Below are 21514 nucleotides of genomic sequence, written 5' to 3' on the forward strand. Positions count from 1 at the left end.
TAACTATGCGCAGAGTTAACCGCCACCTCAAACCCCAGCCCCTCCCCCAGCGGAACGGCATTGACGCTGTGAGCTTTGTGTTGCCGGACGCCGCCAACCCGGCGGACGACACCTTCGGGGCAGCAACGGTGCTGGATTACCTCGCTGCGCGTTTCTACCCGCATGCCCGCCCGCTCTTTGAAGAGCGCTTCGAACGTGATGAGGTCAAGGACGCTGAGGGTGGCCCGGTTGCCCCAGATGCTCCCTTGGTGGGACAGAAGATTTGGTACTACCGGGAGCTAGGGCAAGAGCGCCCGGTACCTTTTGATATGCCGGTGCTTTACGAGGACGAGTGCGTGATAGCGATTGATAAGCCCCACTTTTTACCCACCACCCCTAACGGGTCTTTTGTGGCGCATACAGCGCTGGTCAAGCTACGAGTGAGAGAAAATAACCCCCTACTGATCCCTATTCACCGGTTGGACCGGGCCACGGCGGGTGTGGTGCTCTTTGCTAAGACGCCGGAGGCCCGTGCGCCTTTCCAGACCATGTTTGAGCGTCGTGCTCTGAGTAAGACCTACGAGGCTGTCGCCGCTCCTATCCCCGAGCTAGGCGTGGGAGAGAGCATGACGGTGCGCTCCCGCATTGATAATGCCCACGGTCAGTTGCAGGTGGCACAAACCGGTGTGGATTTCTTGCCGGGGGACGTCCCACCGCTGGCTCCAGAGACCAGGGCGGAGAAACGCAAGCGGCATAGCGCCAACCTCCCCTTCACCGGCTTGAACGCTGAATCAAAAATTACCTGCCTGGCAACCTACCCGCGGCAGGACGCCGAAGCCTGGCAGCCGTCCTGCAATGTAAGCCAGAACTCCGCTGGCGTGAAGAAAGAACATGCCCCTGAAATTTTGAGCACCACCGAGCAGCGGGTGCCATCTCAGCTCGCCCACTATCGCCTTGAGCCTCATACCGGTAAAACCCATCAATTGCGGGTGCACCTAGCGGCGGCTGGCGCCCCCATCATTGGGGATGTCATCTACCCCGAAGTCCTGCCCTCTACAGAAACCGATCCGGAGCTTCCTTTACAGCTACTTGCCCGATCGCTGAGCTTTACCCACCCCATCACCGGTGAGGCGCTCACTATTAGCAGTAAGCGCCGCCTGACATTAGCGCCCCACTAGCAACATCCGGCAGACCGTTCTAGGTTTCAGAAGCTCCAGCACCAGCCAGGACCAGAAGATGCCGGCAATCGAGTTGCCCAGCATCGGCAGAGCTGCGGAGGACAAATACACCCCAACGGTAGAGCGAGCGGTATTGAGCTGAGGTTCCAGTAGGCATATCATCACTTCAACCGCTCCTCCACCGGTTCCAGCGACTGATGGCATCTACAGTTACTCTCGCAAGACCCACCGATAGGGTCACGGTAAACTTGACCCCAGCACCCAACCCAAAGGACGCCATGGACGCCACCACAGATTTTTCAGTAGAAGAGCTTTCAGCACGCGCGGCGCTCGCCGAGCACTCTGTTCTGCGACTTTTTGGTGGCCGGGCACTGAGCATCCCCGGCACCTTTTTTGGCCGGGTTCAGCACCCCGAAACCCGCACTCGCCGCAAGCGCGCCGCCGAATGGCATTACTGGTGGCAGGCACATCTTATAGATGCACTGGTAGATGCCGGCTTCCGTGCCCTCACCAGCGGTGATACCGATGCCGCCACTGCACACCTGCGCCGCGGGCGGGCTGTGCTGCGCGGTATTCAGGTGCGCAATTACGGCACCTACCCCAACCACTTTTACGACGACATGGCATGGCTAGTGCTGGCTCTAGAGCGCCTCAACCGCCTGGCTCTGGCTGTTGAAGGTAGCGGGGATGCCTTTGTACAGGACGCCGCTAGCCGTCTCTACCGGGAACTGGATGATGCCTGCACAGATGACCTGGGCGGCGGCGCTTTCTGGTCAAAGGCACGGGACTTCAAGAACACCCCGGCAACCGCCCCCATCGCCCTTGCTTTTGCCCGCGCCCACCGGCACGAGACCGCCATTAGCCTGCTCAACTGGCTGCATGCCACCCTCTTTGATGAACAGAGCGGGGTGTACTTAGATGGCCTGCGCATCACCGGCGGTAGCGTCCGCGCTCCCGAAACCCGCCTTGAACGTGCCCACTACACCTACAATCAGGGCCCAGTGCTGGGTGGCTATCTCACCCTGCTAGACGCCGGCGCCACCGATGGCCTGACGGTTGACCCGATAGAGCACATTGAACAACTGGTGGAGGGCATCGACGCTCATTTCAGCAAAGACTTCACCACCGCCACCGGCGATACCCTCCGCGTCCTCACCACTCACGGTAACGGGGACGGTGGGCTCTTCACCGGGATTCTGGTGCGCTACCTGGCGCAGGTTGCCGCCCACCCCAGCATCCCGGCTACCACCAGAGATAAGGCGCGGGCACTGGTTCTTGCCACCGCCGAGCTCTTCTGGGCAGGGCGCCGGGAGTATGACCCCGATCTTCCCATGAACGAATTGGGCATCGACCCCAACGAGATTCGCGGGCAGGCTGTAGCCCTCTTCTCGCCCAGTATCACCCAGCACATTTCAGAGGTCATCAAGCCTGGCCAGCCGGTGGACCTCTCTACCCAGCTCCAGGTCTGGATCACGCTGGAAGCCGCCGCTCGCGTCCTCTAGTCCACGCAGTACGGGTACCCGCTGTGTGGGGAAAGTACCCACCTCCGAGGTGGATACTTTCTAAACACAGCAGGTACTGTTGAATCTTTGCCCTAACATTCTGTGCCCCAAAGGAATTATGCAGTCCCAGAGCCTTACCCCTGAAGAACGCCAGTCTGTTTGGCACACCCTGCGTAACCCCCGCTTGCTGCTGGTGGAGTTGCTGGCTGGCGTAGTGGTGGCGCTGGCGCTGATCCCTGAAGCACTGGCTTTTGCGGTGGTGGCGGGAGTTGACCCGCGTATGGGGCTTTTCACCTCGGTAACTATGGCGATCGTTATTGCTATCACCGGCGGACGCCCCGCAATGGTTTCTGGTGCAGCAGGCTCCACTGCCCTCGTGCTGGCGCCGCTGACCGCCAGCCACGGGGTGGATTACCTGGTTGCGGCGGTGCTCTTGGGTGGGTTGATGCAGGTTCTCTTCGCGGTTCTTGGTGTTGCTCAGCTGATGCGCTTTATTCCCCGGCAGGTCATGGTGGGTTTTGTGAACGCCCTGGCCATCCTGATTTTCTCTTCCCAGCTGCCTCAGCTCATAGGAGTACCTTGGGCAGTCTATCCCCTGGTAGCCGTGGGTCTACTCATCGTAATCTACCTGCCGAAGCTGACCACCGCCGTCCCCGCGCCCCTGGTTGCCATTGTTCTACTCACCGCTTTCACAGTTTTCGCCGGGGTTAGGGTGCCCACCGTGGGTGACCACGGGGCTCTACCTGATTCCTTGCCTGCTTTCTTTATTCCCAATGTCCCCTTCACCGCAGAAACCCTGCAGATTATCGCGCCGTTTGCGCTGGGGCTTGCCATGGTGGGGCTGGTCGAGTCGCTCATGACCGCCAAGCTGGTAGACGACATCACCGACACTCACTCAGATAAAACCCGTGAATCCTGGGGTCAGGGGGTAGCCAACCTGGTGACCGGTCTCTTTGGTGGCATGGGTGGCTGCGCCATGATCGGCCAGACCATGATCAACATCAATGGTGCCCGGGCCCGCACTCGCCTATCGGTATTCTTTGGCGGCGTCTTCATCCTGGTACTATCTGTGACCCTGGGCGATATTGTTGCTCTGATTCCCATGGCTGCTCTCGTGGCACTGATGATCGTGGTCGCAGCAACTACCTTTGACTGGCACTCCATCCGCCCCGCAACCCTGCGCGCCCTCCCGAAAGCAGAGACCCTGGTCATGGTATCCACTGTGCTGGTGACGGTACTGACCGATAACCTTGCCTACGGTGTGGGGGCCGGTATTTTGCTGGCGATGGCCTTCTTTGCCCGCCGGGTTGCACGGTTTGTGACTGTTGAGCGCAATTTTGAGGCTAGTAGCGACAGCGGGCAGGACGGCGCCCGTGCGGTTTACCGGGTGGACGGCCAGCTCTTCTTTGCCTCATCCAACGATCTCTACACCCTCTTTGAATACGCTGAGGACCCTAACCAGGTAGTTATTGACCTCAGCAGTGCAAACATCTGGGATGCCTCTACCGTTTCAGCGCTGGACGCCATCACCGCTAAGTACCAGAAACTGGGCAAGACCGTGACAGTCATTGGGCTGAACACCACCAGTGAAGATTTACATGGCCGGCTGACCGGCCGGCTGGGCTAACAGTACCGGGCTAGCAAGGTAAGAACTACCAACGGGAAAACCCCAGGATCTCACGTGCGAAAGTGAGCCTGGGGTTTTCTTGCGATACGGTGATTACTTTCCCTGCTGGGGCAGGGAGGAAGAAGTTTTAGTCGTCAGTGACGATAACATCCACGGGAATGTTGCCTCGGGTTGCGTTGGAGTAGGGGCAAACCTGGTGCGCGGCGTCCGCGAGCGCCTGAGCTTCTGCATGCTCCATCTCAGGAATGACGACCTCAAGCACTACGGCCAGGCCGAAGCCTTCGCCCTGTTTGCCGATAGAGACCTTGGCACCAACAGCTGAGCCTTCGATGTTCTTCTTCTGCGCACGGGCTACCATCTGGAGCGCTGAGTGGAAGCAGGCTGCGTAGCCGGCAGCAAAAAGCTGCTCGGGGTTGTTGCCCTTACCGGAGCCGCCCATTTCTTGGGGGACAGCCAGGTTGGCTTCGAAGCTGCCATCGGCGGTGCGCACGTGTCCGTTGCGCCCTTCGCCCGTGGCGAGGGCTTCGGTGGTGTAGAGAATTTCTAGATTTTCCATGCGGTTCTCCTTCAAAAGAAAATAGTTATTTGATTGTACACAATTTAGTTGTATGCAATCAATCTGTCTTGCTAAATAATTACGCGCGATCTATGTTAAGGGTATGACTTCCACCAGCACTTTGGCGCTTGATAACCAACTCTGCTTTTCCCTCTACCGGGCGCAACGTCTCATGACCCGCACTTACCAGGACCTCCTCAAAGAATTAGAGCTGACCTACCCCCAGTACCTGACGATGCTGGTGCTCTGGGAGACCCAGGGCTCTGTCACCATGAAGGAGTTAGCCGCCCGCCTAGAGTTGGACTCGGGAACCCTCACACCGCTGGTGAAGCGCCTGGTGGCCATGGGCCTGGTCAGCAAAGAGCGGGACATCGCGGACGAGCGCCGTACCATCCTTCTCTTGACGGATGCCGGAGCTGCCTTACGGAGTCAGGCGGAGAAAGTTCCAGCTCAGATTTACACTCTCTGCAACAGTGAAGGGCTAGACCTTCACACGGTAAAGGGCGAACTAGATGCCCTCTCTCAGCACCTCTCCAAGCGCTAAGCGCGGCGAAAGCGGGTACTCGGAGGGCACACCGGCGGCGTCCTGCGTCGGCACCACCAGAGGCAAAAGAGCACCCCCAGCAAAAGCACCGCTAGAACCGTATGCAGCAGCGGGGGGCAGGGTCGTGGCGCAAGTATGCAAGGGCTCTCTTCACAGGCTCAGAGTACGCCCAAACCACACCGGGTAGAATGGTACCCGTGTCTCATACCGAATTTTCTGATCCCAGCTTTTCCTTCACTCTCGGCAAGCGTCTGAGCGAAACAGCCAAGCCCAGCGCCGAGCGCGTCGCTGCCAACGGCGGCGAGTTCCGCGGGCGCACCGGTGTCATTCACACCCCGCACGGCGACATCAAAACCCCCGCCTTCACCCCCGTGGGCACCAAGGCAACGGTCAAGGCTGTTCTACCCGAAGCTATGAAAGCCCTGGGTTCCCAGGCCCTGCTCTCTAACGCCTACCACCTCTACTTGCAGCCCGGTCCCGATGTGCTGGACGCTGCCGGCGGCCTGGGTAAGTTCATGAACTGGGATGGCCCTACCTTCACCGACTCCGGGGGTTTTCAGGTGATGAGCCTGGGTTCGGGCTTCAAGAAGGTTATTGACATGGGCACCGTCGCCAACGCTACCGGCGCTGATGGCCGCCCCCTGGGCGACGACGACGTTGCCACCGGCAAGGAGCGCATGGCGCACGTGGACGATGACGGGGTCTTCTTCAAGTCCCATATCAACGGCGATATTCACCGCTTTACCCCCGAAGTTTCCATGCAGGTACAGCATAAGATCGGTGCGGACGTCATGTTCGCCTTCGACGAGCTGACCACCCTCTATAACTCCCGCGCCTACCAGGAAGAAGCCCTGGAACGCACCCGCCTCTGGGCACTACGCTGCATCGCTGAGCACCAGCGCCTTACCGAGCAGCGCTCCCACAAGCCCTACCAGGCACTGTTCGGCGTCATTCAGGGCGCCCAGTACGAGGACCTACGCCGCAAGGCCTGCCAGGATCTAGGTGATATGCCCTTCGATGGTTTCGGTCTGGGCGGTGCCCTAGAAAAGGAAAACCTGGGCACGATCGTCCGCTGGTGCGCCGAGGAACTGCCCGAGAACAAGCCTCGCCATCTGCTGGGCATCTCTGAGCCCGATGATATCTTTGTCGGTATCGAAAATGGCGTGGACACCTTCGACTGCGTCTCCCCTACCCGCGTGGCGCGTAACGCCGCGGTCTACACCCCCGACGGGCGTTTCAACCTGACGAACGCCCGCTACAAGACGGACTTCACCCCCATCTTCGAAGGTTGTGACTGCTACACCTGCACTCACTACACCAAGGCCTACATCCACCACCTCTTCAAGGCGGACGAGCGCCTCAGCGCCACCCTGGCATCCATCCACAACGAACGCTTCATTGTGAAGATGGTGGACGACGCCCGCGAGGCTATCGAGGACGGCACCTACTTTGAGTACCGCGACGAATTCTTGAGCCGCTACTACGCCAAGAAGGAAGCACAGCTCAAAGCACAAGAAGAAGCCCAGGCGCGCAAGGCCGCCAAAGAAGCCGAGCGTGCGTCAGCGGCCCAGGCGCGCTGGGAAGCTAACGCCAAGGCAAAAGCTGAGGCAGAGGCGAGGCGCGCGGCTGAAGCTAAAGCTCAAGCCGCCAACGCAGACTCACCCAAGATTTCAGAAGTAACCGACCAGTCAGAAGATGAGGCATCAGCATGAATCAGTTTGAACTCGAAGACCTAGACCCAGCAGAGGTGCTGACCTACCGCCATGAATTCTCGGCAACCCCAGAAGAAATTTACGGCGCCTTCCTCGATCCCAAACTCTTCGTGCAGTGGTTTGGGCCCAAGGAGTGGAAGGTCATTCCCAGCACTCTGACCCTAGAACCGGTGACCGGCGGCCGCCAGCAGTTCGTTATGCGCCACACGGTTAACCCCAAGTACCAGGCGCCCATGTACATGCGTTTCATTGAAATGAAGGAACCAAGCCTCATTGAATACCGCGAAGCTCTGCCCACCCCTCAGGGTAAGCCCAGCGATACCCTGGTAGGTCTGCGCATCTCGATGGAGCCCGGCACCGCCGTGACCGAGGACGGCGTAGGCGAAGGCACCATCGTGACCCTAACCCAGGGCCCTCTGCCCGAGGCTGCCCAGGAGCACTCCCGCGAAAGCTGGGTGGGTTCATTTGAGTCACTGGCGGCTCTCTTAAAGAAGGCCTAGCCACCCACGGCATCATCCATATTCAGGAGAACCGCCTACAGTGCTCCCACCACCAGTCAGTCCATCCCTACCTGCACCTTTTCACACGATGCACAGCTAGCTGACCTGCTGATCTAAGGTAGCAACATCTGCCCCGTTTAGAGTGTGAGTTTATCAAGGAGTGAGGGCACACCAGCGTTTTAGCCGATATAGCCTGCCAGTAGCTCCCGCTGGTGCCTGGTCAGGCGGGTCAGCCTCTGGTGGGTTGAATGATAAAAAGCCAGAACGGTTGAGCCGCTCACGCAGTGGGTGCCCGTCACCGGGTCAAAGACTTCGTACGTCACGGTCACAGTGGCGGGAGTGACTGCGGTAAGACGCACTTCGATGCGCACGGGTTCGCCACGGTACTCTAGCTGTGCGCGGTATTTGATGTGGTTTTCAGCAACCAGCGCCTGGGTTCCCTCTTCAAGCTCGCTAAAGAGCGGGATCAGCGCAAGTGCTGACCCCTTGCCGGAGGACGGCGGAGCGCCAAAGACCGCGATACGTGCCTCTTCTAGAATCTGGAGCAGGGTAACGTTGTTGATGTGCCCATAGGCGTCCATATCGCCCCAGCGCAGGGGAATGTGGACGGTCAGGACGGTGGACTGAGCTTGGGTGGTCATGCTTTAAGGATAGTGCGGGGCTTGCTAACACAGACAGTGAACGCATCGTGAAGACCTAGCGATTCATTGATAACTACAGTCTATATAACAACCATTCTCAATTACGAGTAGCTGGTACTACCGCCTGCCCCCCCGCGTGAGAGGCCACAGCGGCGTCCGCTTCAGCAAAAGCCTCCTCATGCCCGGTATGCGACCGCTTAACCACCCCAAAGTAGATCATAGTGAGAACCAAGAAGTAACCGATACCTATGGACGCAGGTAGCGCATTACCGCTACGGGTAAAGAGAGCAGCCCAAATAGCCAGCAGCAAGAGCACGCCGATGCCGGCGGTCAGGCGCCCACCCCACATACGGAAGGCGGAAGAATTACCCTCAGCGCCCTTATAGGCAATGTAGGCAAGCAGAATCAACACCCATACCGTGAGAGCACAGACCATGGTCAAGGTCATCATCATGCCGAAAGCACCACCGGGGTTAAAGATCGCCAGTAACATCGCCAGCACCACACCTGAACAGGACGCCCACATGGCACGCACGGGGATGCCGCCACCGCTTACCTTCCCCAGAGCGACAGGAGCCATTTTCTCAGCAGCAAGGGAGTGCATGAGACGGGTGCCTGCGTAGAGGTTGGCATTAGCCGCTGATAGAGCTGCCACCAGAATGATGAAGTTGGTAATACCGGCAATGGCCGGCACACCAATTTCAGAGAAGACCAAAACAAAGGGGGAGGCCTCAACGGAGCCGTCCAGCTGAGCCGCCCGCTGCCAGGGAATAATGGAGACCACAATGAAGAGGGAGACCACATAGATGGTGGCTAGACGCCACATGTTGGCCTTAGTGGAGGCTCGCACCGAACGCACCGGGTCTTTAGCCTCCGCTGCAGAGATAGACAGCATCTCAATGCCGCCGAAGGAGAACATCACAACGGCTAGAGAGAGCCAGACGCCCTCAATACCCATGGGCATGAAGCCGCCATCGTTGGTGAGATGAGCCGTGCCGGAGGCCTCATGCCCGGGGAAGCCGACAAAGACCAGAGCCAGGCCCACGAGCACGAAAAGCAGCAGGGCAATGACCTTAATGGAGGACAGGAAGAACTCCATAGTGCCAAAGTACTTGACACTGCGGATATTCAGCAAAATGATTGCCACACCAAAAACAGCGATGCCCACCCAGAGCGGAAGGCCAGGCCACCAGTACTGCAGGTAGGCACCCACCGCGACCAGCTCAATACCGGTAATAATGGCGGTAACGGTCCAGTAGGCCCAGCGGGTCAGGTAGCCAGCATAAGCACCCAGGTAGCGGCCAGCAATAGAGCCGAATCCACCGCGTACGGGGTAGCGGACCGCCATTTCACCGGTTGACGCCGCAATGATGGCAGCAACCAGCGAACCAATCGCGTAGGAAAGAATAACGGCGGGGCCAGCTAGCGCGATAGCACCGCTTGAGCCCAAAAAGAGGCCGGTGCCCAGCGCTGAGCCCAGAACAATCATGGTCATTTGGCCGTGTGTCAGCGAGCGCTTGAGGCCGGGCTGGTGTGTGTGAGACTGTGCCACGGTATACCTTTGCGTGTAGGTGTGGTGCAAGAGGACGCCGCCACCCGGCTCTCTGCCGGTGGGCAGGGGCGGGCGGCGGCGTCCTTAGGGATAAGAACTGTGTCTAAGTTTAGCTCTTCTTGCTTGCTGCGGGGATCTGTGAAGTAACGGTGCGCACCTCTTCGAAGGCGTCCTCGCTGGTTTGCACGCCCTTGTTGACTCCGGCGAAGTAGAGCACGGTAATCAGAGCGAAGAAGCCCAGGCCCACGCTGACGGAGGTGAGCATGGTGCTGCTGACGAAGAACATGGCAATGAAGGTTGCCACCACGCCAGCCAGTGCCACCAGAGCGGTTGCGCTACCGCCGAAAACACGGAAGGGGGAGGCGTTGCCTTCCTTGCGCTTGAAGGCGATGTAGGACAGCAGAATCATGCTCCACACCACAAGTACGCACACGGTCACCAGTGCCATCATGTAGCTGAAGATGTTACCTACGCCCGAGATTGCCATGACCACAGCGACCACAGCACCCACCGAGGAGACGGTCAGTGCAATGGCGGGGATGCCGCTGCCGCTGGTACGGGAGAGCACCTTAGGTGCCATGCGTTCATGACCCAGGGAGTGTAGTAGTCGGGTTGCTGCGTAGAGGGCAGCATTAGCGCCGGAGAGAGCTGCGGTGAGTACTACGAAGTTGGTGATACCCCCGATGTAGGGAATGCCCAGTTCGGTGAAGACCATCACGAAGGGGGAACCTTCAATTTCACCGGTGAGCTGGGAGGCGTTGCGCCAGGGGATGATCGCAACAACGACAAAGAGGGAGAGCACGTAGAAGGTGGCTAGGCGCCACATCATAGCTTTAGCTGAGGAACGGACCGCGCGCACCGGATCCTTGGCTTCTGCGGCTGAGATGGAGATGAGCTCGATACCGCCGAAGGAGAACATGACCACGGCGAGAGCCAGCCAGATGGAGGCGGGGCCGTTAGGTACAAAGCCACCGTCAGCAGTCAGGTTAGTTACGCCGGCAGCGTCCTGGCCGGGTAGGCCAAAGAAGACCAGGGCTAGGCCGAAGATAATGAAGAGGATGACGGCGCTGACCTTGATGGAGGAGAGGAGGAACTCTACGGTACCGAAGGATTTTACACTGGTGAGGTTGAGCACGAAGATGGCGCCGCCAGCGATGAGAACCCAGATCCAGAGGGGTGCCTGAGGGTACCAGTAGGCCATGTACTTACCCACGGCTACGACCTCTGCGCCTGCTAGGGTCACGGTGGTCATCCAGTAGGCCCAGCGGGTGAGGTAGCCAGAGAAGGGGCCCAGGAACTTACCGGCGATGGTACCAAAGCCACCGCGCACAGGGTAGCGCACGGCCATTTCACCGGCACAGGCGCCGATAATGGCCGCAATGAGAGAGCCGATAGCGTAGGAGACGATGACTGCCGGGCCAGCGATGCCGATGGCTGCGCCTGAGCCCAAGAAGAGGCCGGTGCCAACAGCAAGCCCCAGGGCAATCATGGTCATCTGCCCATTGGACAGTGAGCGGGCGAGCTCGCCGCCCTGCTGAGTTCCGGTCGTGGATTGTGCCATGAACGAGCCTCACCTTCAAAAGAGTATGTATGTAATGAACCGCAAGTTTACACAGGTTTGCCCTGTAGAAACGTGCCTTGCTGAAAGACCATTATCCAGTGAGATACAGCTCACTTCCTTGGCTGTCTGTGCAGGCTCTTGGGTCATCAGAACCGATTGCCTGGCGATATCGTTAGGCAGCTCCGTAACTAGGTTCGCGGCGCTTGAACCAGGCAATGACCGGATAGGTGATGGGCAGCAGGATAAACTCAACGGCGCACTTATAGACGTAGCCCACCAGCACATAGTTGAGGAATTGGGAGAAAGTTGTAATTCCAAGAATGGGGGCGGCAATGGAGCAGAAAATGATGGTATCTGCCAGCTCGCCCACCAGGGTTGAACCCATCAGACGGCCCCAGAGATGCTTGCCGCCGGTTTTTTCTTTGAGTTTTACCATCATCCAGGAGTTCAGCAGCTGACCGGTCAGGTAGCCCAGCAGGGAGCCGCCCACAATGAGGGGCACGGGGCCTAGCACAGTAGCCAGGGCGTCCTGGTTTTCGTAGAAGTCAGCGCTGGGCAGGCTGATGAGCACCCAGAAGCTCAGAGCTGCGACTGCTGCCGAGATAAAGCTGGTGATAATCGCCCGGCGCGCAAGACGGAAGCCGTAGACCTCACTGATGATATCGCCCAGCACGTAGGCCAGGGGGAAGAGGAAGAAGCCGCCATCGGTGAGAATAGGCCCAAACGCCACGGCCTTGGTTGCCCCAATGTTAGACAGGATGAGCAACACACAAGAGGCTGCTAACAGCAGATCAAAGTAGGTGCGGGCTGGGCGGGCAAACTGGACGCCAGAGGGTGAGGGTGAAGATGTCATAGTTTTCAAAGAGTTCGGGGACGCGATGACGCAAGGGCGCACCGAAACACTGAGTCAAGCACGCCAAAGAAAGCAGAAGCCACCCTTTGCTCAAGGAAACTGCTGCGCTTATTCTTGCGTGCCCATCTGCCACCTGGGCGAAATAAGCCTAGCAGAACGCATCCTAAAAACATATTTACTGACACACCAGCCAGCTTTGTCACCTAAGAATAGGTTTTGCTGACAAACCTTAGTAGAGTGTCATTATGCCTAGAATTTCAGCAGCCTCTAATGCCGCCCAGCGCGAGAACACCAAGCGCGCAATCCTCGACTCCTTCGGTCGCTTACTCTATGAACGCGGGCTGCCGGGTCTTACCATGACCCACGTTGCAAAGACCGCCGGCATTGGCCGCACCGCGGTTTACAACTACTTCGCTGATATGGGCGAGCTGCTGATTGCCTACGCCCTGGATGAGACGGGCCGCTTCCTCACCGACTTACGGTCATCCTTGGAAGGCGTAGAAAACCCCATTGATCGCCTGGCAATCTATGTGCGCCTTCAGATTGAAGACCTTTCTCGCCGGCACATGCCCCCCGGTCCCGCCATGCGTTCCGTTCTCTCCCCTGAAGCTTTCGCCAAACTGGGTGACCACGTGCGCGAGCTGCAGATGGTCCTGGCCGACATTCTTTCGGCAGCAATCGAGCAAGGTTACCTGCCCAAGAACGATATTCGAGAGCTAGCGCAGTTGGTTCACGGTTCACTATCATCGAGCGCCGACCGCACCGACGACGCCGAAAATCACGAGGCTCGTGAGCGCCACATTGAGAGCACCATCCGCTTTATCCAGATGGGTCTAGGGGCCCGGTTTGATGCAGAAGGACGCCCAGTTCCGCTATCTGAGACTCCTCACCTTTATCTGGCAGAAGCGTCCTAGAGTTCTACTGCTCTGCCCCGAGGAGGCCGGGGGCTAGCGCATCGAGGTTGAGCACACGGGCATACATGACAGCCCGGCGCTGCAGGGCAGTACGTAGCGCCCGGTGCACCCCGTCCTCGAGGTAAAGTTCACCGCGATACTGCACGACGTGCGGGAAGAGATCACCGTAAAAGGTGGAATCTTCAGCTAGCAGAGTCTCAAGGTTGAGGTGCTTCTGAGTGGTCACCAGACGGTCTAGGCGCACCTGTGAGGGAGCTATGGAGCCCCAGCTGCGCTGGGTAAGCCCGTGGTCGGGGTAGGGGCGGTGATTGCCCACGCCTTTGAAAATCATGGCTCTATTCTAGGGCTCAGCACTGACCTCTAGTAACTTCGAACCCCTGGCTCGATCCGGTGGCAAGGGCGCGCTTTAAAGTCTTGAAGTATTCGTTGATTTTGTGGTGCCTCAAGTGTTTAATCAGGTCAAGAAACTCTAGTGCGCCCAGCGCCGCCCTTCTGACTTAACCCCACCTTTGACCCACACCCCTTCACACCGTGGAGCTATTCATGCCCCTTGCCACCGCCCCTGCGCACCCACAGAACCCTCTAGCCCGCACTATCCGGGCTGTGCACACCGACCTTTTTACGGGCTATACCCCCTTTGAGAAAGTCTTCTTCGCTACGCTGATTGGTCTACAAATTCTGGTGAGCACCACAGTTTTTGAGGGCTGGTTGAGCGCCGTTACTGCTGTTGCAGGCATGATCTGCGTGATTCTGGTGGGCAAGGGCAGAATTTCAAACTACTTCTTTGGGGTCATCCAGAATGTTCCCTACCTGATTCTGGCTTTTCAGGCCTACTTCATCGGTGAAATCACCATCGCGGCTTTCTATGTGATCACCCAGTTCTGGGGCCTCTACATATGGCGCAAAAATATGCGGGTTGAAAAATCACGGGCACAGCGCGTAGCTACCTCCACCCTTGAGGATGAGCCGCGTGACGTCATTACACGGCGCCTTAGCCTGCCCCAGATAGGGCTTGCACTGCTTATCCTTGGGTTTCTGATATGGGGCTACGGCTATCTTTTGACCCAGTGGGGATCAAATCAGCCGTACGTAGATGGGTTCACCACAATCATCGCGGTAATGGCGCAGATTCTCATGGTCTTCCGCTTCCGCGAGCAGTGGGTGGGCTGGCTAGTGCTCAACGCGGTGCAGATCTACCTCTGGTCCACGGTGGACGGTGGGGGCAACCTAGCCATCATGGCTATGTACGCCGGTTTCATCGCCAATAGCCTCTACGGCTGGTACAACTGGAGCAAGCTCTCTCGCCCGCTCCCCTCATCCTAGAACTGACCCGCCGAGGGGCTGAACGTTTGCTTTAGCCCCTGGTTTTTTGGGTAAAAAAGACCGGCTCGAGACAAGTGGGCGTCCGAGCCGGTCAGCGGAGGATGGGGGATTTGAACCCCCGAGGGCGTGAACCCAACACGCGTTCCAGGCGTGCGCCATAGGCCGCTAGGCGAATCCTCCAGGCGTGTTGCTTAGCTGAAAACAGCTTCACGAAAGACAACAGATAGAAGTCTACCCAAGGTTAGGCCTCACCGCAAATCTAGCCCAGATTCATACTCACATACACGCTCAGTGAGTATGGGCAACGAGGTGAATTTCCTTTTGTGTTTTCTAGGGGCTTACGGTACAGTAATGGGTGCCCCTTACGTGGCGTTATCTTGGAAAACTCCCCCAGGGCCGGAAGGCAGCAAGGGTATCTGGGCTCTGACGGGTGCGTAGGGGGTCTTATTTTGCCCAAAACCTACTGGGGCGGTTTACCCCGGTTCTTATAATGTCAGTCACCAGCACTACACTGTTAAGAGCATGCCCGCGCCGGATGCGGATCCCCGCATGACCCCTGCGGCGTGAGCTTTTTACGCATCCCTAGGAAGGTTTTGTTGTGAGCACTGCGCTGTACCGCCGTTACCGCCCTGAGTCCTTTGCCGACGTCATCGGGCAGGAGCACGTCACCGAACCGCTCTCAACCGCCCTAGAAAAGAACCGCGTCAACCACGCTTACCTCTTCTCGGGCCCGCGCGGCTGCGGTAAAACCACCTCCGCCCGCATTCTGGCACGCTGCCTCAACTGCGCAGAAGGCCCCACACCCACCCCCTGCGGGCAGTGCGAATCCTGCAAGGAACTTTCGCGAGACGGCGGCGGTTCCCTCGACGTTATAGAAATGGACGCCGCCTCCCACGGCGGTGTGGACCACGCCCGCGACTTGCGTGAACGTGCCACCTTCGCCCCGGTACGTGACCGCTACAAGATTTTTATTATTGACGAGGCGCACATGGTCACCCGCGAGGGCTTCAACGCCCTGCTCAAGATTGTGGAAGAACCTCCGGAACACATCAAGTTTATTTTTGCGACCACCGAACCCAACAAGGTTCTGGGCACCATTCGTTCCCGTACCCACCACTACCCCTTCCGTCTCGTGCCACCCGAAACCCTGGGCGCCTACCTTCAGCAGCTCTGCGCTCAAGAGGGCGTGCAGGTAGCTGATGGCGTCCTCCCCCTGGTAGTGCGTGCCGGTGGCGGTTCTGTGCGTGATTCACTCTCTATCCTGGATCAGCTCATGGCTGGTGCTACAGAAGGGCAGGGTATCTCCTATGACCTGGCTGTTGCCCTGTTGGGCTTCACCCACGGTGAGCTACTCGATGACGTCATTGACGCCTTCACCTCCGGCAACGCTGGCACGGTTTTCACCGCTGTAGACCGCGTCATTCAGACTGGCCAAGATCCCCGCCGCTTTGTCGAGGACCTGCTAGAACGCTTCCGCGATCTCATTATTGTCAAAGCGGTGCCGGGGTCAGCCGCCTCCATTCTGCGTGGCATGGCAGAGGATCAGCTAGAACGCATGCGCGCGCAAGCTGAGAAGCTGGGCTCCGCCGAACTAACCCGTGCAGCAGACGTTACCAATGATGCACTCAACGAAATGAGCGGGGCGGTCAATCCCCAGCTACACCTGGAGCTTCTCTGCGCCCGCATCCTGGTAGCTGCCACTGATTCTTCAGCGGCCTCCCTCGCTGCCCGCCTGGACCAGCTAGAACGTAAGCTAGCCAGCGGAACTTTTACTACACCGGCCCAAGGGCAGGTATCCAAGCAACAGACAGCTCAGCAGGAGCCCCGGGCGATGCAAGAAGCCGCCGCGCCGGTAGTAGCTGCGCAGCGCAGCCAAGAACCTACCCCTCCTAATGCGGCCCCCCTTCAGCAGGCACCTGCTCCGCTCGCGAGCGCTCCACTCGCTGCCGCCCCGCTCGTCAACGGCGGGCAGACAACAGGCAAGCCCGGCGCGAGGTACCAGGCAGCTCCCCAGCGGCCAGCTCCCCGGCAGGTAAGCTCCGGGGCAAGCGGTGAGAACACCGTAGATTTGGTGGCTAACTCCTGGAACGACGTGCTAGCTAAAATCCCCTCTGCCTTTGCGCGTGCTGGCTTTGAGAAGTGCGAGCCGGTGCGGTTCGAACAAGGTGCGCTCTTTATTCGTGCCGAAATTGCAGTGCTTCGCCAGGTCAAGGATTATCTGCCGCAGCTACAAAAGGCCCTGCAGACCGTACTTGATTTGCAGGTTCAGATTCGTGGCGAGGTCAAGAAGCCCGGTGGGGGCACAGACGCCCCAGCCCGCGGCCCACAACCAGCCGGTGATAGCAATACCCCTGCGCCGAGCACCCCGCAGCAGGCTGTGCCTATTGCTGAGGGGCCGCGCGGCGGTGAGCAGGCGTGGGCTTCCCACGGTCAGCCCCGCAGTGAAGCGCCTCCTGCCTGGAGCCAGGACGACTGGAACAAACCTGTTACCTCTTGGAACGTTGCACCTATCCCCGCTGGCTCGGCACCTGCTCAGGACGGCGGGCAAGATGAGCAGTCCGCGGCATCAGCGCAGGGTGGCACCGAGGTTCCCCGCGAGGACCCTAACCCGCCTACTACCCCGCACCTGCGCGTCATCAAGGGTGATGTTGACCCGGTGGAACTGGCTAAGGCCCACCACCCCTCTTCAGGGGGGTCCGCGGAGCGACGAAGCATGTCCCTGGCACCCGATGTCACCGAGGACGCGGATGAAGAGGACTCTGATGGGTCAACCCCTGATGCCGACCAAGCCAAGGCAGAGGATCAGGCTCACGAAAACCGGGGCACTGAACCAACAGTTTCAGCGCATGAAGGTTCAGATCAGCAGACCGTAGAGGGCAACGAGCACGCTGTATCTACCGAACCGGTACCGGTCTCTGAGGGTCTGGCCGAAGCCGGGCATAAGGAAGCCAATAATGCTGATATCAACCAGTCAGACAGCCCCGAACCTGCGGAACAGACACCGGGAGCCTCTACACAGGGCGCCCCTCTGGCGCACGAGTACGCAGGCTACGAAGGCGGTTATTTTGATGATGCCCCAGAGCCTGAACCCGAGTATGTCGCGGGAGTAGGCTATGTTTCCCCTGAAACTGCCGCCCCTCGCTCGGCGTCCGGGCAAGAAAAGCCCGAGAAAACCGAGAAGAAGAGCGGCAAGCTCTCCTTCCGCGAACGCCACGCAGCGCATATCGCTGCAGGCCAGCGGGCAGTTCAGCAACAGCCAGAAAAGCCGCAGGAACCCCAGGCTGACGAAGATTTCGCCCCCAGCGACGAGGATGTAGCGCTTGAGTCGAGCACCCTCATTGGGCAACGAGCGGTGGAGAAAATTTTGGGCGGCAAGGTCATCGGTGAGCAGCCCCTGCACCAGCCCTCCTAAGCTGCCCCTACCCTAAGGATTTTTTGTGTACGAAAGCGCCGTTCAAAACCTCATTGACGAGCTGGGCAGGCTGCCCGGTGTAGGCCCTAAATCTGCCCAGCGCATTGCCTTCTACATCCTCGACGCTGAGGCAGAAGAGATGCAGAAACTCACCGATGCCATCACACGGGTGAAGAAGACCGTGAGCTTCTGCGAGATTTGCGGCAACGTCTCTGAGACTAAACTCTGCACAATCTGCAGGGACGAGAGCCGTGATGTCACAGCCCTATGCGTGGTCGAAGAGTCTAAAGACGTTGTTGCCATTGAGCGCACCCGCTCCTTTACCGGCCGCTATCATGTACTCGGTGGCTCCATTAACCCCCTGGCGGGTATCGGCCCTGAGCAGTTGCGCATTCGTGAACTCGTGGCACGGCTTTCCGATGAACGCATCAACGAGCTGATTCTTGCTATGGACCCCAACCTTGAGGGCGAGGCAACCGCCACCTACCTCTCGCGTCTTCTGGTGCCCATTGGCATTAGGGTTTCCCGCCTGGCCTCCGGTCTGCCGGTGGGCGGCGATCTTGAGTACGCCGATGAAATTACCCTGGGACGTGCCCTAGAGGGGCGGCGCGTAATCAGCGAAGGCAACCGCGCCCTCACCGATAACTCTGCCCAGGATTTCGAAGCTGCCATCGAAAAGGAAGCTCAGCAGAAGCTAGCCGAGGAGGTTGAAAGCAAGCCACGTACCCGTTGGTCCGGTTCGATGTTTGACGATTTAGGCGCAGACTCTAATGCCCCGGAGAATCAGCAGGATACGGATCAGCACAAGCCACCGCGCGGTGAGCAGTCTGACCTCAATGGCCCCCTGCTAGAAGCAGAGGTGGAAGAAGCCGGGCTGGAAGCTCAAGAAGAAGTTACCCAGGACCTACCGGCAGAAGAGGCACCTGCACAGCCGGTGCCCGGCGAGCTATCGCCCGAAGAACGCGCCGAGCGGGTAGCGGCCGCAGCCTTTGAAGCCGAAGAAGGGCTGAGCGCCCCAGAAACCGAAGAGGCTGATACCAGCGGTGAAGCAAGGCAAGCGCAGGAACGCCGTGAGGCTTACGAGCAGAAGCTCGATGAGCTCAAGAAAACGCCCCTGCGCACGGTAGCACCTACCATTCCACCGATTCCCGGCAAAACCTACGTCAACCCCTGGACCTAACCAACTCCAGTTATTCGCGGCTCCCACGGGCTAGGAAAATGCGTCCCACAATATTTGCCACCGCACAGAGCACCAGGGCGCTACCGCCGTAGGCCATGAGGTGCAGGGCATACTGCGGGCCCAGTGCAGCTCCCAGGGCGTAGCCACTGAGCAGACAGACGTAGACAACCCAGCGGAAGCCAGCCCAGGCACGGCCTTGCTGGTGTTCAGGCACTGATGAGAGAATCACTCTGTCAGTCCAGAACCCTGTGCACGGTTAGTCAATATTCGTTGTTTAAGACTCACGGGGCTTACCCCTGTTGGTTGAGCTTAAAACGCGGGACGTCCCCGTTCAGGTAGGCGGGTAGCCAGATGCTTTCCCATTCCGGGGCCTCGGCGTGTAACACTGTTTCCCAGCGCTCCGGGGCTACCTCGGTCAGCCAGTACACCCCGGTCAGGTCATTGCGCTTCAGGTACCCGTAGTCCACCAGTTCGCGGCGCAGGTAAGCGAAATCGAGCCAGAGGGCTTTTAGTGTTTCATTGATCTGCTTCTCGCTGTACTCCACCCCGGGGTCAAAATAGTTGACCAAGTAGAGCAGCACGTGCGCCCTCGCCTTGCGTTTAGCGGGGAAGCTGGTGAGCGCGCCGTCCTTGAAAAATCGGCCCACTACGGTGCGGTGTTCGGCTTCTGCGGCCCGCGCCTGTTCAGCTTTCTCAGTGAGGACGAGCGCCCGGGCGGCCGTGTAGTTCAGCCCGGTTTCTACCATGCGGGCGCGCACCAGGGTTTTGAAGTTCTTATTCTGAGTCATTGGTACATCGACTTTTCTGCACCCCTAGCCTGCTTCTCCAGTCGGAAAACCAGTATCAACCCCAGAGATTACTCATCCCTTGGCGCCGTTCGGCGGGAGGCTAGGGCTCCAAACCGGGCGCGAGGCGGTGGGGCCCGCCTGTTGTACAAGGTAGCCCATGCTCCGCGCTCGGGCAAGCACCCGCCGCCCGACAGCCCTGCGGCTTCTGCCGTCACGTGCGTAGCATTACCGTTATGTGAGCAAAAATAGTTCATAAACGGCCACCACACGTACCATTGACTAAACCGGAAAATCAGCCGGTAAGTATCACAACGGTATTGGAGAAGTTCAATGAGCCTGATTGTCCAAAAGTTTGGTGGGTCTTCTGTCGCGAATGCAGACGGCATTAAACGCGTAGCCCGCCGCATCGTGGACACCCAGAAGGCTGGCAATGACGTCGTTGTGGTTGTATCTGCGATGGGCGACACCACCGATGACCTTCTAGATGTGGCAGAGGAGGTCACCGGCAGGGCGCCCGGCCCCTCCCGTGAACTCGATATGCTGCTGACCGCCGGTGAGCGCATCTCCATGTCAGTGCTGGCAATGGCAGTGAATTCTCTAGGCGCTAAAGCGCAGTCCTTCACCGGCTCACAGGCTGGCATGATTACTGACGGTGTGCACGGCTCTGCACGTCTCGTTGAGGTCAACCCCAACCGCATCCAAACCTCAATTTCTCAAGGCAACATCGCTATTGTTGCTGGCTTCCAGGGGATGAACCGGCAGACCGGGGACATTACAACCCTGGGCCGCGGCGGATCCGACACCACTGCCGTCGCACTAGCTGCCGCTATGGACGCTGATGTCTGCGAAATCTACACCGATGTGGACGGCGTCTACTCAGCAGACCCACGTGTGGTCCCATCAGCCCGTAAACTGGACACTGTCACCAGTGAAGAGATGCTTGAGCTAGCAGCTAACGGCGCTAAGATTTTGCACCTGCGCTCCGTGGAATACGCCCGCCGTTTCAACCTGAAACTGCACGTGCGCTCCTCTTTCTCTCAGAATGAGGGCACCATCGTTATCCCCGATAACCCCGAAGAATTTGAGTTTGAAAACCTAAAGGAGATCCCCTTGGAACAGCCACTGATTTCTGGTGTCACCCATGACCGTAGCCAGGCTAAGGTCACCGTTGTTGGTGTTCCCGATGTGCCCGGTTCGGCGGCTAAGGTCTTTGGGCTGCTCAACGAGTCCAACGTCAATCTGGACATGATCGTGCAGAACATTTCCACTGATCGCTCTGATGTCACTGATATTTCCTTCACCTGTGACCAGGCGCAGGGCGGCAAAGCCGTTGAGGTGCTAACCAACCACAAGGCTGAGCTTGGCTTTGAAGAGATCAAGTACAACGATTCCATTGGCAAGCTCTCCCTGGTGGGTGCAGGCATGAAGGCTAACCCCGGTGTTTCCTTCGCTTTCTTTGATGCCCTGCGTGCAGCCGGGGTGAACATCGAGATGATTTCAACCTCCGAAATCCGCATCTCGGTTATCACCGATATCGATCACCTTGATGAGGCTGTACGCGCTGTGCACACCGCTTTCGGTCTGGACGCTGAGCAGGAAGCCACCGTTTATGGCGGCACCGGCCGCTAGGGTTTAGAGATCTGCACCAGTAGCCCGTGTGGCTGGCGCTTCTGCTAGCTACACGGGTTTTTT

At 58.7% G+C, this 21514-nt stretch carries 19 protein-coding genes, 1 tRNA gene, 1 other RNA gene and 1 pseudogene; 12 read left to right on the forward strand and 10 right to left on the reverse strand.

The window, feature by feature from the left end:
- Window positions 1-5 precede the first annotated feature (5 nt).
- The gene (locus M3668_RS07640; RefSeq protein WP_251380250.1) at window positions 6-1157 is read left to right on the forward strand and encodes a pseudouridine synthase; all 1152 of its coding nucleotides are present in this window, start codon (window positions 6-8) and stop codon (window positions 1155-1157) included.
- Here M3668_RS07640 and M3668_RS07645 read toward each other — a convergent pair.
- Window positions 1143-1361 carry a hypothetical protein gene (locus tag M3668_RS07645; protein WP_251380251.1) on the reverse strand — a complete coding sequence of 73 codons (219 nt, stop codon included), beginning with the start codon at window positions 1359-1361 and terminating at the stop codon, window positions 1143-1145. The genes M3668_RS07640 and M3668_RS07645 overlap by 15 nt on opposite strands.
- A 44-nt stretch (window positions 1362-1405) precedes the next feature.
- On the opposite strand from M3668_RS07645, the gene M3668_RS07650 reads away from it, so the two are divergent.
- Together M3668_RS07650 and M3668_RS07655 are read left to right on the forward strand one after the other, a co-directional pair.
- Window positions 1406-2659, forward strand: coding sequence for a glycoside hydrolase family 76 protein (locus tag M3668_RS07650; protein ID WP_251380252.1), 1254 nt, complete (start codon window positions 1406-1408; stop codon window positions 2657-2659).
- 118 nt (window positions 2660-2777) lie between these two features.
- Window positions 2778-4286: a SulP family inorganic anion transporter gene (locus tag M3668_RS07655; RefSeq protein ID WP_251380254.1), complete on the forward strand. Its 1509-nt coding sequence runs from the start codon at window positions 2778-2780 to the stop codon at window positions 4284-4286.
- A gap of 127 nt (window positions 4287-4413) precedes the next feature.
- Here the strand turns inward: M3668_RS07655 and M3668_RS07660 are convergent, their stop codons facing one another.
- A complete protein-coding gene (locus M3668_RS07660) occupies window positions 4414-4842 on the reverse strand; it encodes an organic hydroperoxide resistance protein (RefSeq protein WP_251380256.1) in 429 nt (142 codons plus the stop codon).
- Window positions 4843-4945: 103 nt separating this feature from the next.
- Between M3668_RS07660 and M3668_RS11040 the strand changes: the two genes are divergently transcribed.
- The 3 genes and pseudogenes from M3668_RS11040 (at window position 4946) to M3668_RS07675 (ending at window position 7598) form a co-directional block, all read left to right on the forward strand.
- A complete protein-coding gene (locus tag M3668_RS11040) occupies window positions 4946-5386 on the forward strand; it encodes a MarR family winged helix-turn-helix transcriptional regulator (RefSeq protein ID WP_285835819.1) in 441 nt (146 codons plus the stop codon).
- Between the two features lie 188 nt (window positions 5387-5574).
- Window positions 5575-6882: pseudogene (gene tgt, locus M3668_RS07670) on the forward strand (tRNA guanosine(34) transglycosylase Tgt); the annotation flags it as partial.
- A gap of 212 nt (window positions 6883-7094) precedes the next feature.
- Window positions 7095-7598, forward strand: coding sequence for an SRPBCC family protein (locus M3668_RS07675; protein WP_251380258.1), 504 nt, complete (start codon window positions 7095-7097; stop codon window positions 7596-7598).
- A 179-nt stretch (window positions 7599-7777) separates the two neighbouring features.
- Here M3668_RS07675 and M3668_RS07680 read toward each other — a convergent pair whose 3' ends face one another.
- The 4 genes from M3668_RS07680 to M3668_RS07695 all read right to left on the reverse strand — a co-directional run bounded on the left by M3668_RS07680 (window position 7778) and on the right by M3668_RS07695 (window position 12205).
- Window positions 7778-8239 (reverse strand): acyl-CoA thioesterase, encoded by a 462-nt coding sequence (locus M3668_RS07680; RefSeq protein ID WP_251380260.1) that lies wholly within the window; start codon window positions 8237-8239, stop codon window positions 7778-7780.
- A 97-nt stretch (window positions 8240-8336) separates the two neighbouring features.
- Window positions 8337-9791 (reverse strand): amino acid permease, encoded by a 1455-nt coding sequence (locus M3668_RS07685; protein WP_251380261.1) that lies wholly within the window; start codon window positions 9789-9791, stop codon window positions 8337-8339.
- 109 nt (window positions 9792-9900) lie between these two features.
- A complete protein-coding gene (locus tag M3668_RS07690) occupies window positions 9901-11352 on the reverse strand; it encodes an amino acid permease (protein ID WP_251380262.1) in 1452 nt (483 codons plus the stop codon).
- A gap of 172 nt (window positions 11353-11524) precedes the next feature.
- Window positions 11525-12205, reverse strand: a complete 681-nt coding sequence (locus M3668_RS07695) for a queuosine precursor transporter (RefSeq protein ID WP_251380263.1) — start codon at window positions 12203-12205, stop codon at window positions 11525-11527.
- Window positions 12206-12450: 245 nt separating this feature from the next.
- Here M3668_RS07695 and M3668_RS07700 point away from each other — a divergent pair, with 245 nt between their 5' ends.
- Window positions 12451-13119 carry a TetR/AcrR family transcriptional regulator gene (locus M3668_RS07700; RefSeq protein ID WP_251380264.1) on the forward strand — a complete coding sequence of 223 codons (669 nt, stop codon included), beginning with the start codon at window positions 12451-12453 and terminating at the stop codon, window positions 13117-13119.
- A gap of 4 nt (window positions 13120-13123) precedes the next feature.
- Here the strand turns inward: M3668_RS07700 and M3668_RS07705 are convergent, their stop codons facing one another.
- Window positions 13124-13450 carry a type II toxin-antitoxin system VapB family antitoxin gene (locus tag M3668_RS07705; RefSeq protein WP_251380265.1) on the reverse strand — a complete coding sequence of 109 codons (327 nt, stop codon included), beginning with the start codon at window positions 13448-13450 and terminating at the stop codon, window positions 13124-13126.
- A gap of 212 nt (window positions 13451-13662) precedes the next feature.
- On the opposite strand from M3668_RS07705, the gene pnuC reads away from it, so the two are divergent.
- Window positions 13663-14442 (forward strand): nicotinamide riboside transporter PnuC, encoded by a 780-nt coding sequence (gene pnuC / locus M3668_RS07710; RefSeq protein WP_251380266.1) that lies wholly within the window; start codon window positions 13663-13665, stop codon window positions 14440-14442.
- A 95-nt stretch (window positions 14443-14537) separates the two neighbouring features.
- On the opposite strand, the gene M3668_RS07715 is transcribed toward pnuC, so the two are convergent.
- Window positions 14538-14622: transfer RNA gene (locus M3668_RS07715), tRNA-Ser, on the reverse strand.
- Between the two features lie 173 nt (window positions 14623-14795).
- On the opposite strand from M3668_RS07715, the gene ffs reads away from it, so the two are divergent.
- The 3 genes from ffs to recR all read left to right on the forward strand — a co-directional run bounded on the left by ffs (window position 14796) and on the right by recR (window position 19034).
- An RNA gene (ffs, locus tag M3668_RS07720) (signal recognition particle sRNA small type) lies at window positions 14796-14892 on the forward strand.
- Window positions 14893-15040: 148 nt separating this feature from the next.
- Window positions 15041-17854, forward strand: coding sequence for a DNA polymerase III subunit gamma and tau (locus tag M3668_RS07725; RefSeq protein WP_251380267.1), 2814 nt, complete (start codon window positions 15041-15043; stop codon window positions 17852-17854).
- 25 nt (window positions 17855-17879) lie between these two features.
- Window positions 17880-19034, forward strand: coding sequence for a recombination mediator RecR (gene recR, locus M3668_RS07730; protein ID WP_251380268.1), 1155 nt, complete (start codon window positions 17880-17882; stop codon window positions 19032-19034).
- A gap of 10 nt (window positions 19035-19044) precedes the next feature.
- Here recR and M3668_RS07735 read toward each other — a convergent pair whose 3' ends face one another.
- Complete coding sequence (locus M3668_RS07735; RefSeq protein WP_251380269.1) at window positions 19045-19263, reverse strand: hypothetical protein; 219 nt, start codon at window positions 19261-19263, stop codon at window positions 19045-19047.
- 61 nt (window positions 19264-19324) lie between these two features.
- Complete coding sequence (locus M3668_RS07740) at window positions 19325-19822, reverse strand: DUF2087 domain-containing protein (RefSeq protein ID WP_251380270.1); 498 nt, start codon at window positions 19820-19822, stop codon at window positions 19325-19327.
- A 330-nt stretch (window positions 19823-20152) separates the two neighbouring features.
- Between M3668_RS07740 and M3668_RS07745 the strand changes: the two genes are divergently transcribed.
- A complete protein-coding gene (locus M3668_RS07745; protein WP_251380271.1) occupies window positions 20153-21451 on the forward strand; it encodes an aspartate kinase in 1299 nt (432 codons plus the stop codon).
- The last annotated feature ends 63 nt before the right edge of the window (window positions 21452-21514 follow it).

It is taken from the genome of Rothia sp. P100 (assembly GCF_023712425.1).
GTDB classification, from domain to species: Bacteria; Actinomycetota; Actinomycetes; order Actinomycetales; family Micrococcaceae; genus Rothia; species Rothia endophytica.

Coding starts and splice junctions, on each gene's coding strand:
- M3668_RS07640 (WP_251380250.1), top strand. CDS start 6: ATGCGCAGAGTTAACCGCCACCTCAAACCCCAGCCCCTCCCCCAGCGG.
- M3668_RS07645 (WP_251380251.1), bottom strand. CDS start 1,361: ATGCCATCAGTCGCTGGAACCGGTGGAGGAGCGGTTGAAGTGATGATA.
- M3668_RS07655 (WP_251380254.1), top strand. CDS start 2,778: ATGCAGTCCCAGAGCCTTACCCCTGAAGAACGCCAGTCTGTTTGGCAC.
- M3668_RS07660 (WP_251380256.1), bottom strand. CDS start 4,842: ATGGAAAATCTAGAAATTCTCTACACCACCGAAGCCCTCGCCACGGGC.
- M3668_RS11040 (WP_285835819.1), top strand. CDS start 4,946: ATGACTTCCACCAGCACTTTGGCGCTTGATAACCAACTCTGCTTTTCC.
- M3668_RS07675 (WP_251380258.1), top strand. CDS start 7,095: ATGAATCAGTTTGAACTCGAAGACCTAGACCCAGCAGAGGTGCTGACC.
- M3668_RS07680 (WP_251380260.1), bottom strand. CDS start 8,239: ATGACCACCCAAGCTCAGTCCACCGTCCTGACCGTCCACATTCCCCTG.
- M3668_RS07690 (WP_251380262.1), bottom strand. CDS start 11,352: ATGGCACAATCCACGACCGGAACTCAGCAGGGCGGCGAGCTCGCCCGC.
- M3668_RS07695 (WP_251380263.1), bottom strand. CDS start 12,205: ATGACATCTTCACCCTCACCCTCTGGCGTCCAGTTTGCCCGCCCAGCC.
- M3668_RS07700 (WP_251380264.1), top strand. CDS start 12,451: ATGCCTAGAATTTCAGCAGCCTCTAATGCCGCCCAGCGCGAGAACACC.
- M3668_RS07705 (WP_251380265.1), bottom strand. CDS start 13,450: ATGATTTTCAAAGGCGTGGGCAATCACCGCCCCTACCCCGACCACGGG.
- pnuC (WP_251380266.1), top strand. CDS start 13,663: ATGCCCCTTGCCACCGCCCCTGCGCACCCACAGAACCCTCTAGCCCGC.
- M3668_RS07740 (WP_251380270.1), bottom strand. CDS start 19,822: ATGACTCAGAATAAGAACTTCAAAACCCTGGTGCGCGCCCGCATGGTA.
- M3668_RS07745 (WP_251380271.1), top strand. CDS start 20,153: ATGAGCCTGATTGTCCAAAAGTTTGGTGGGTCTTCTGTCGCGAATGCA.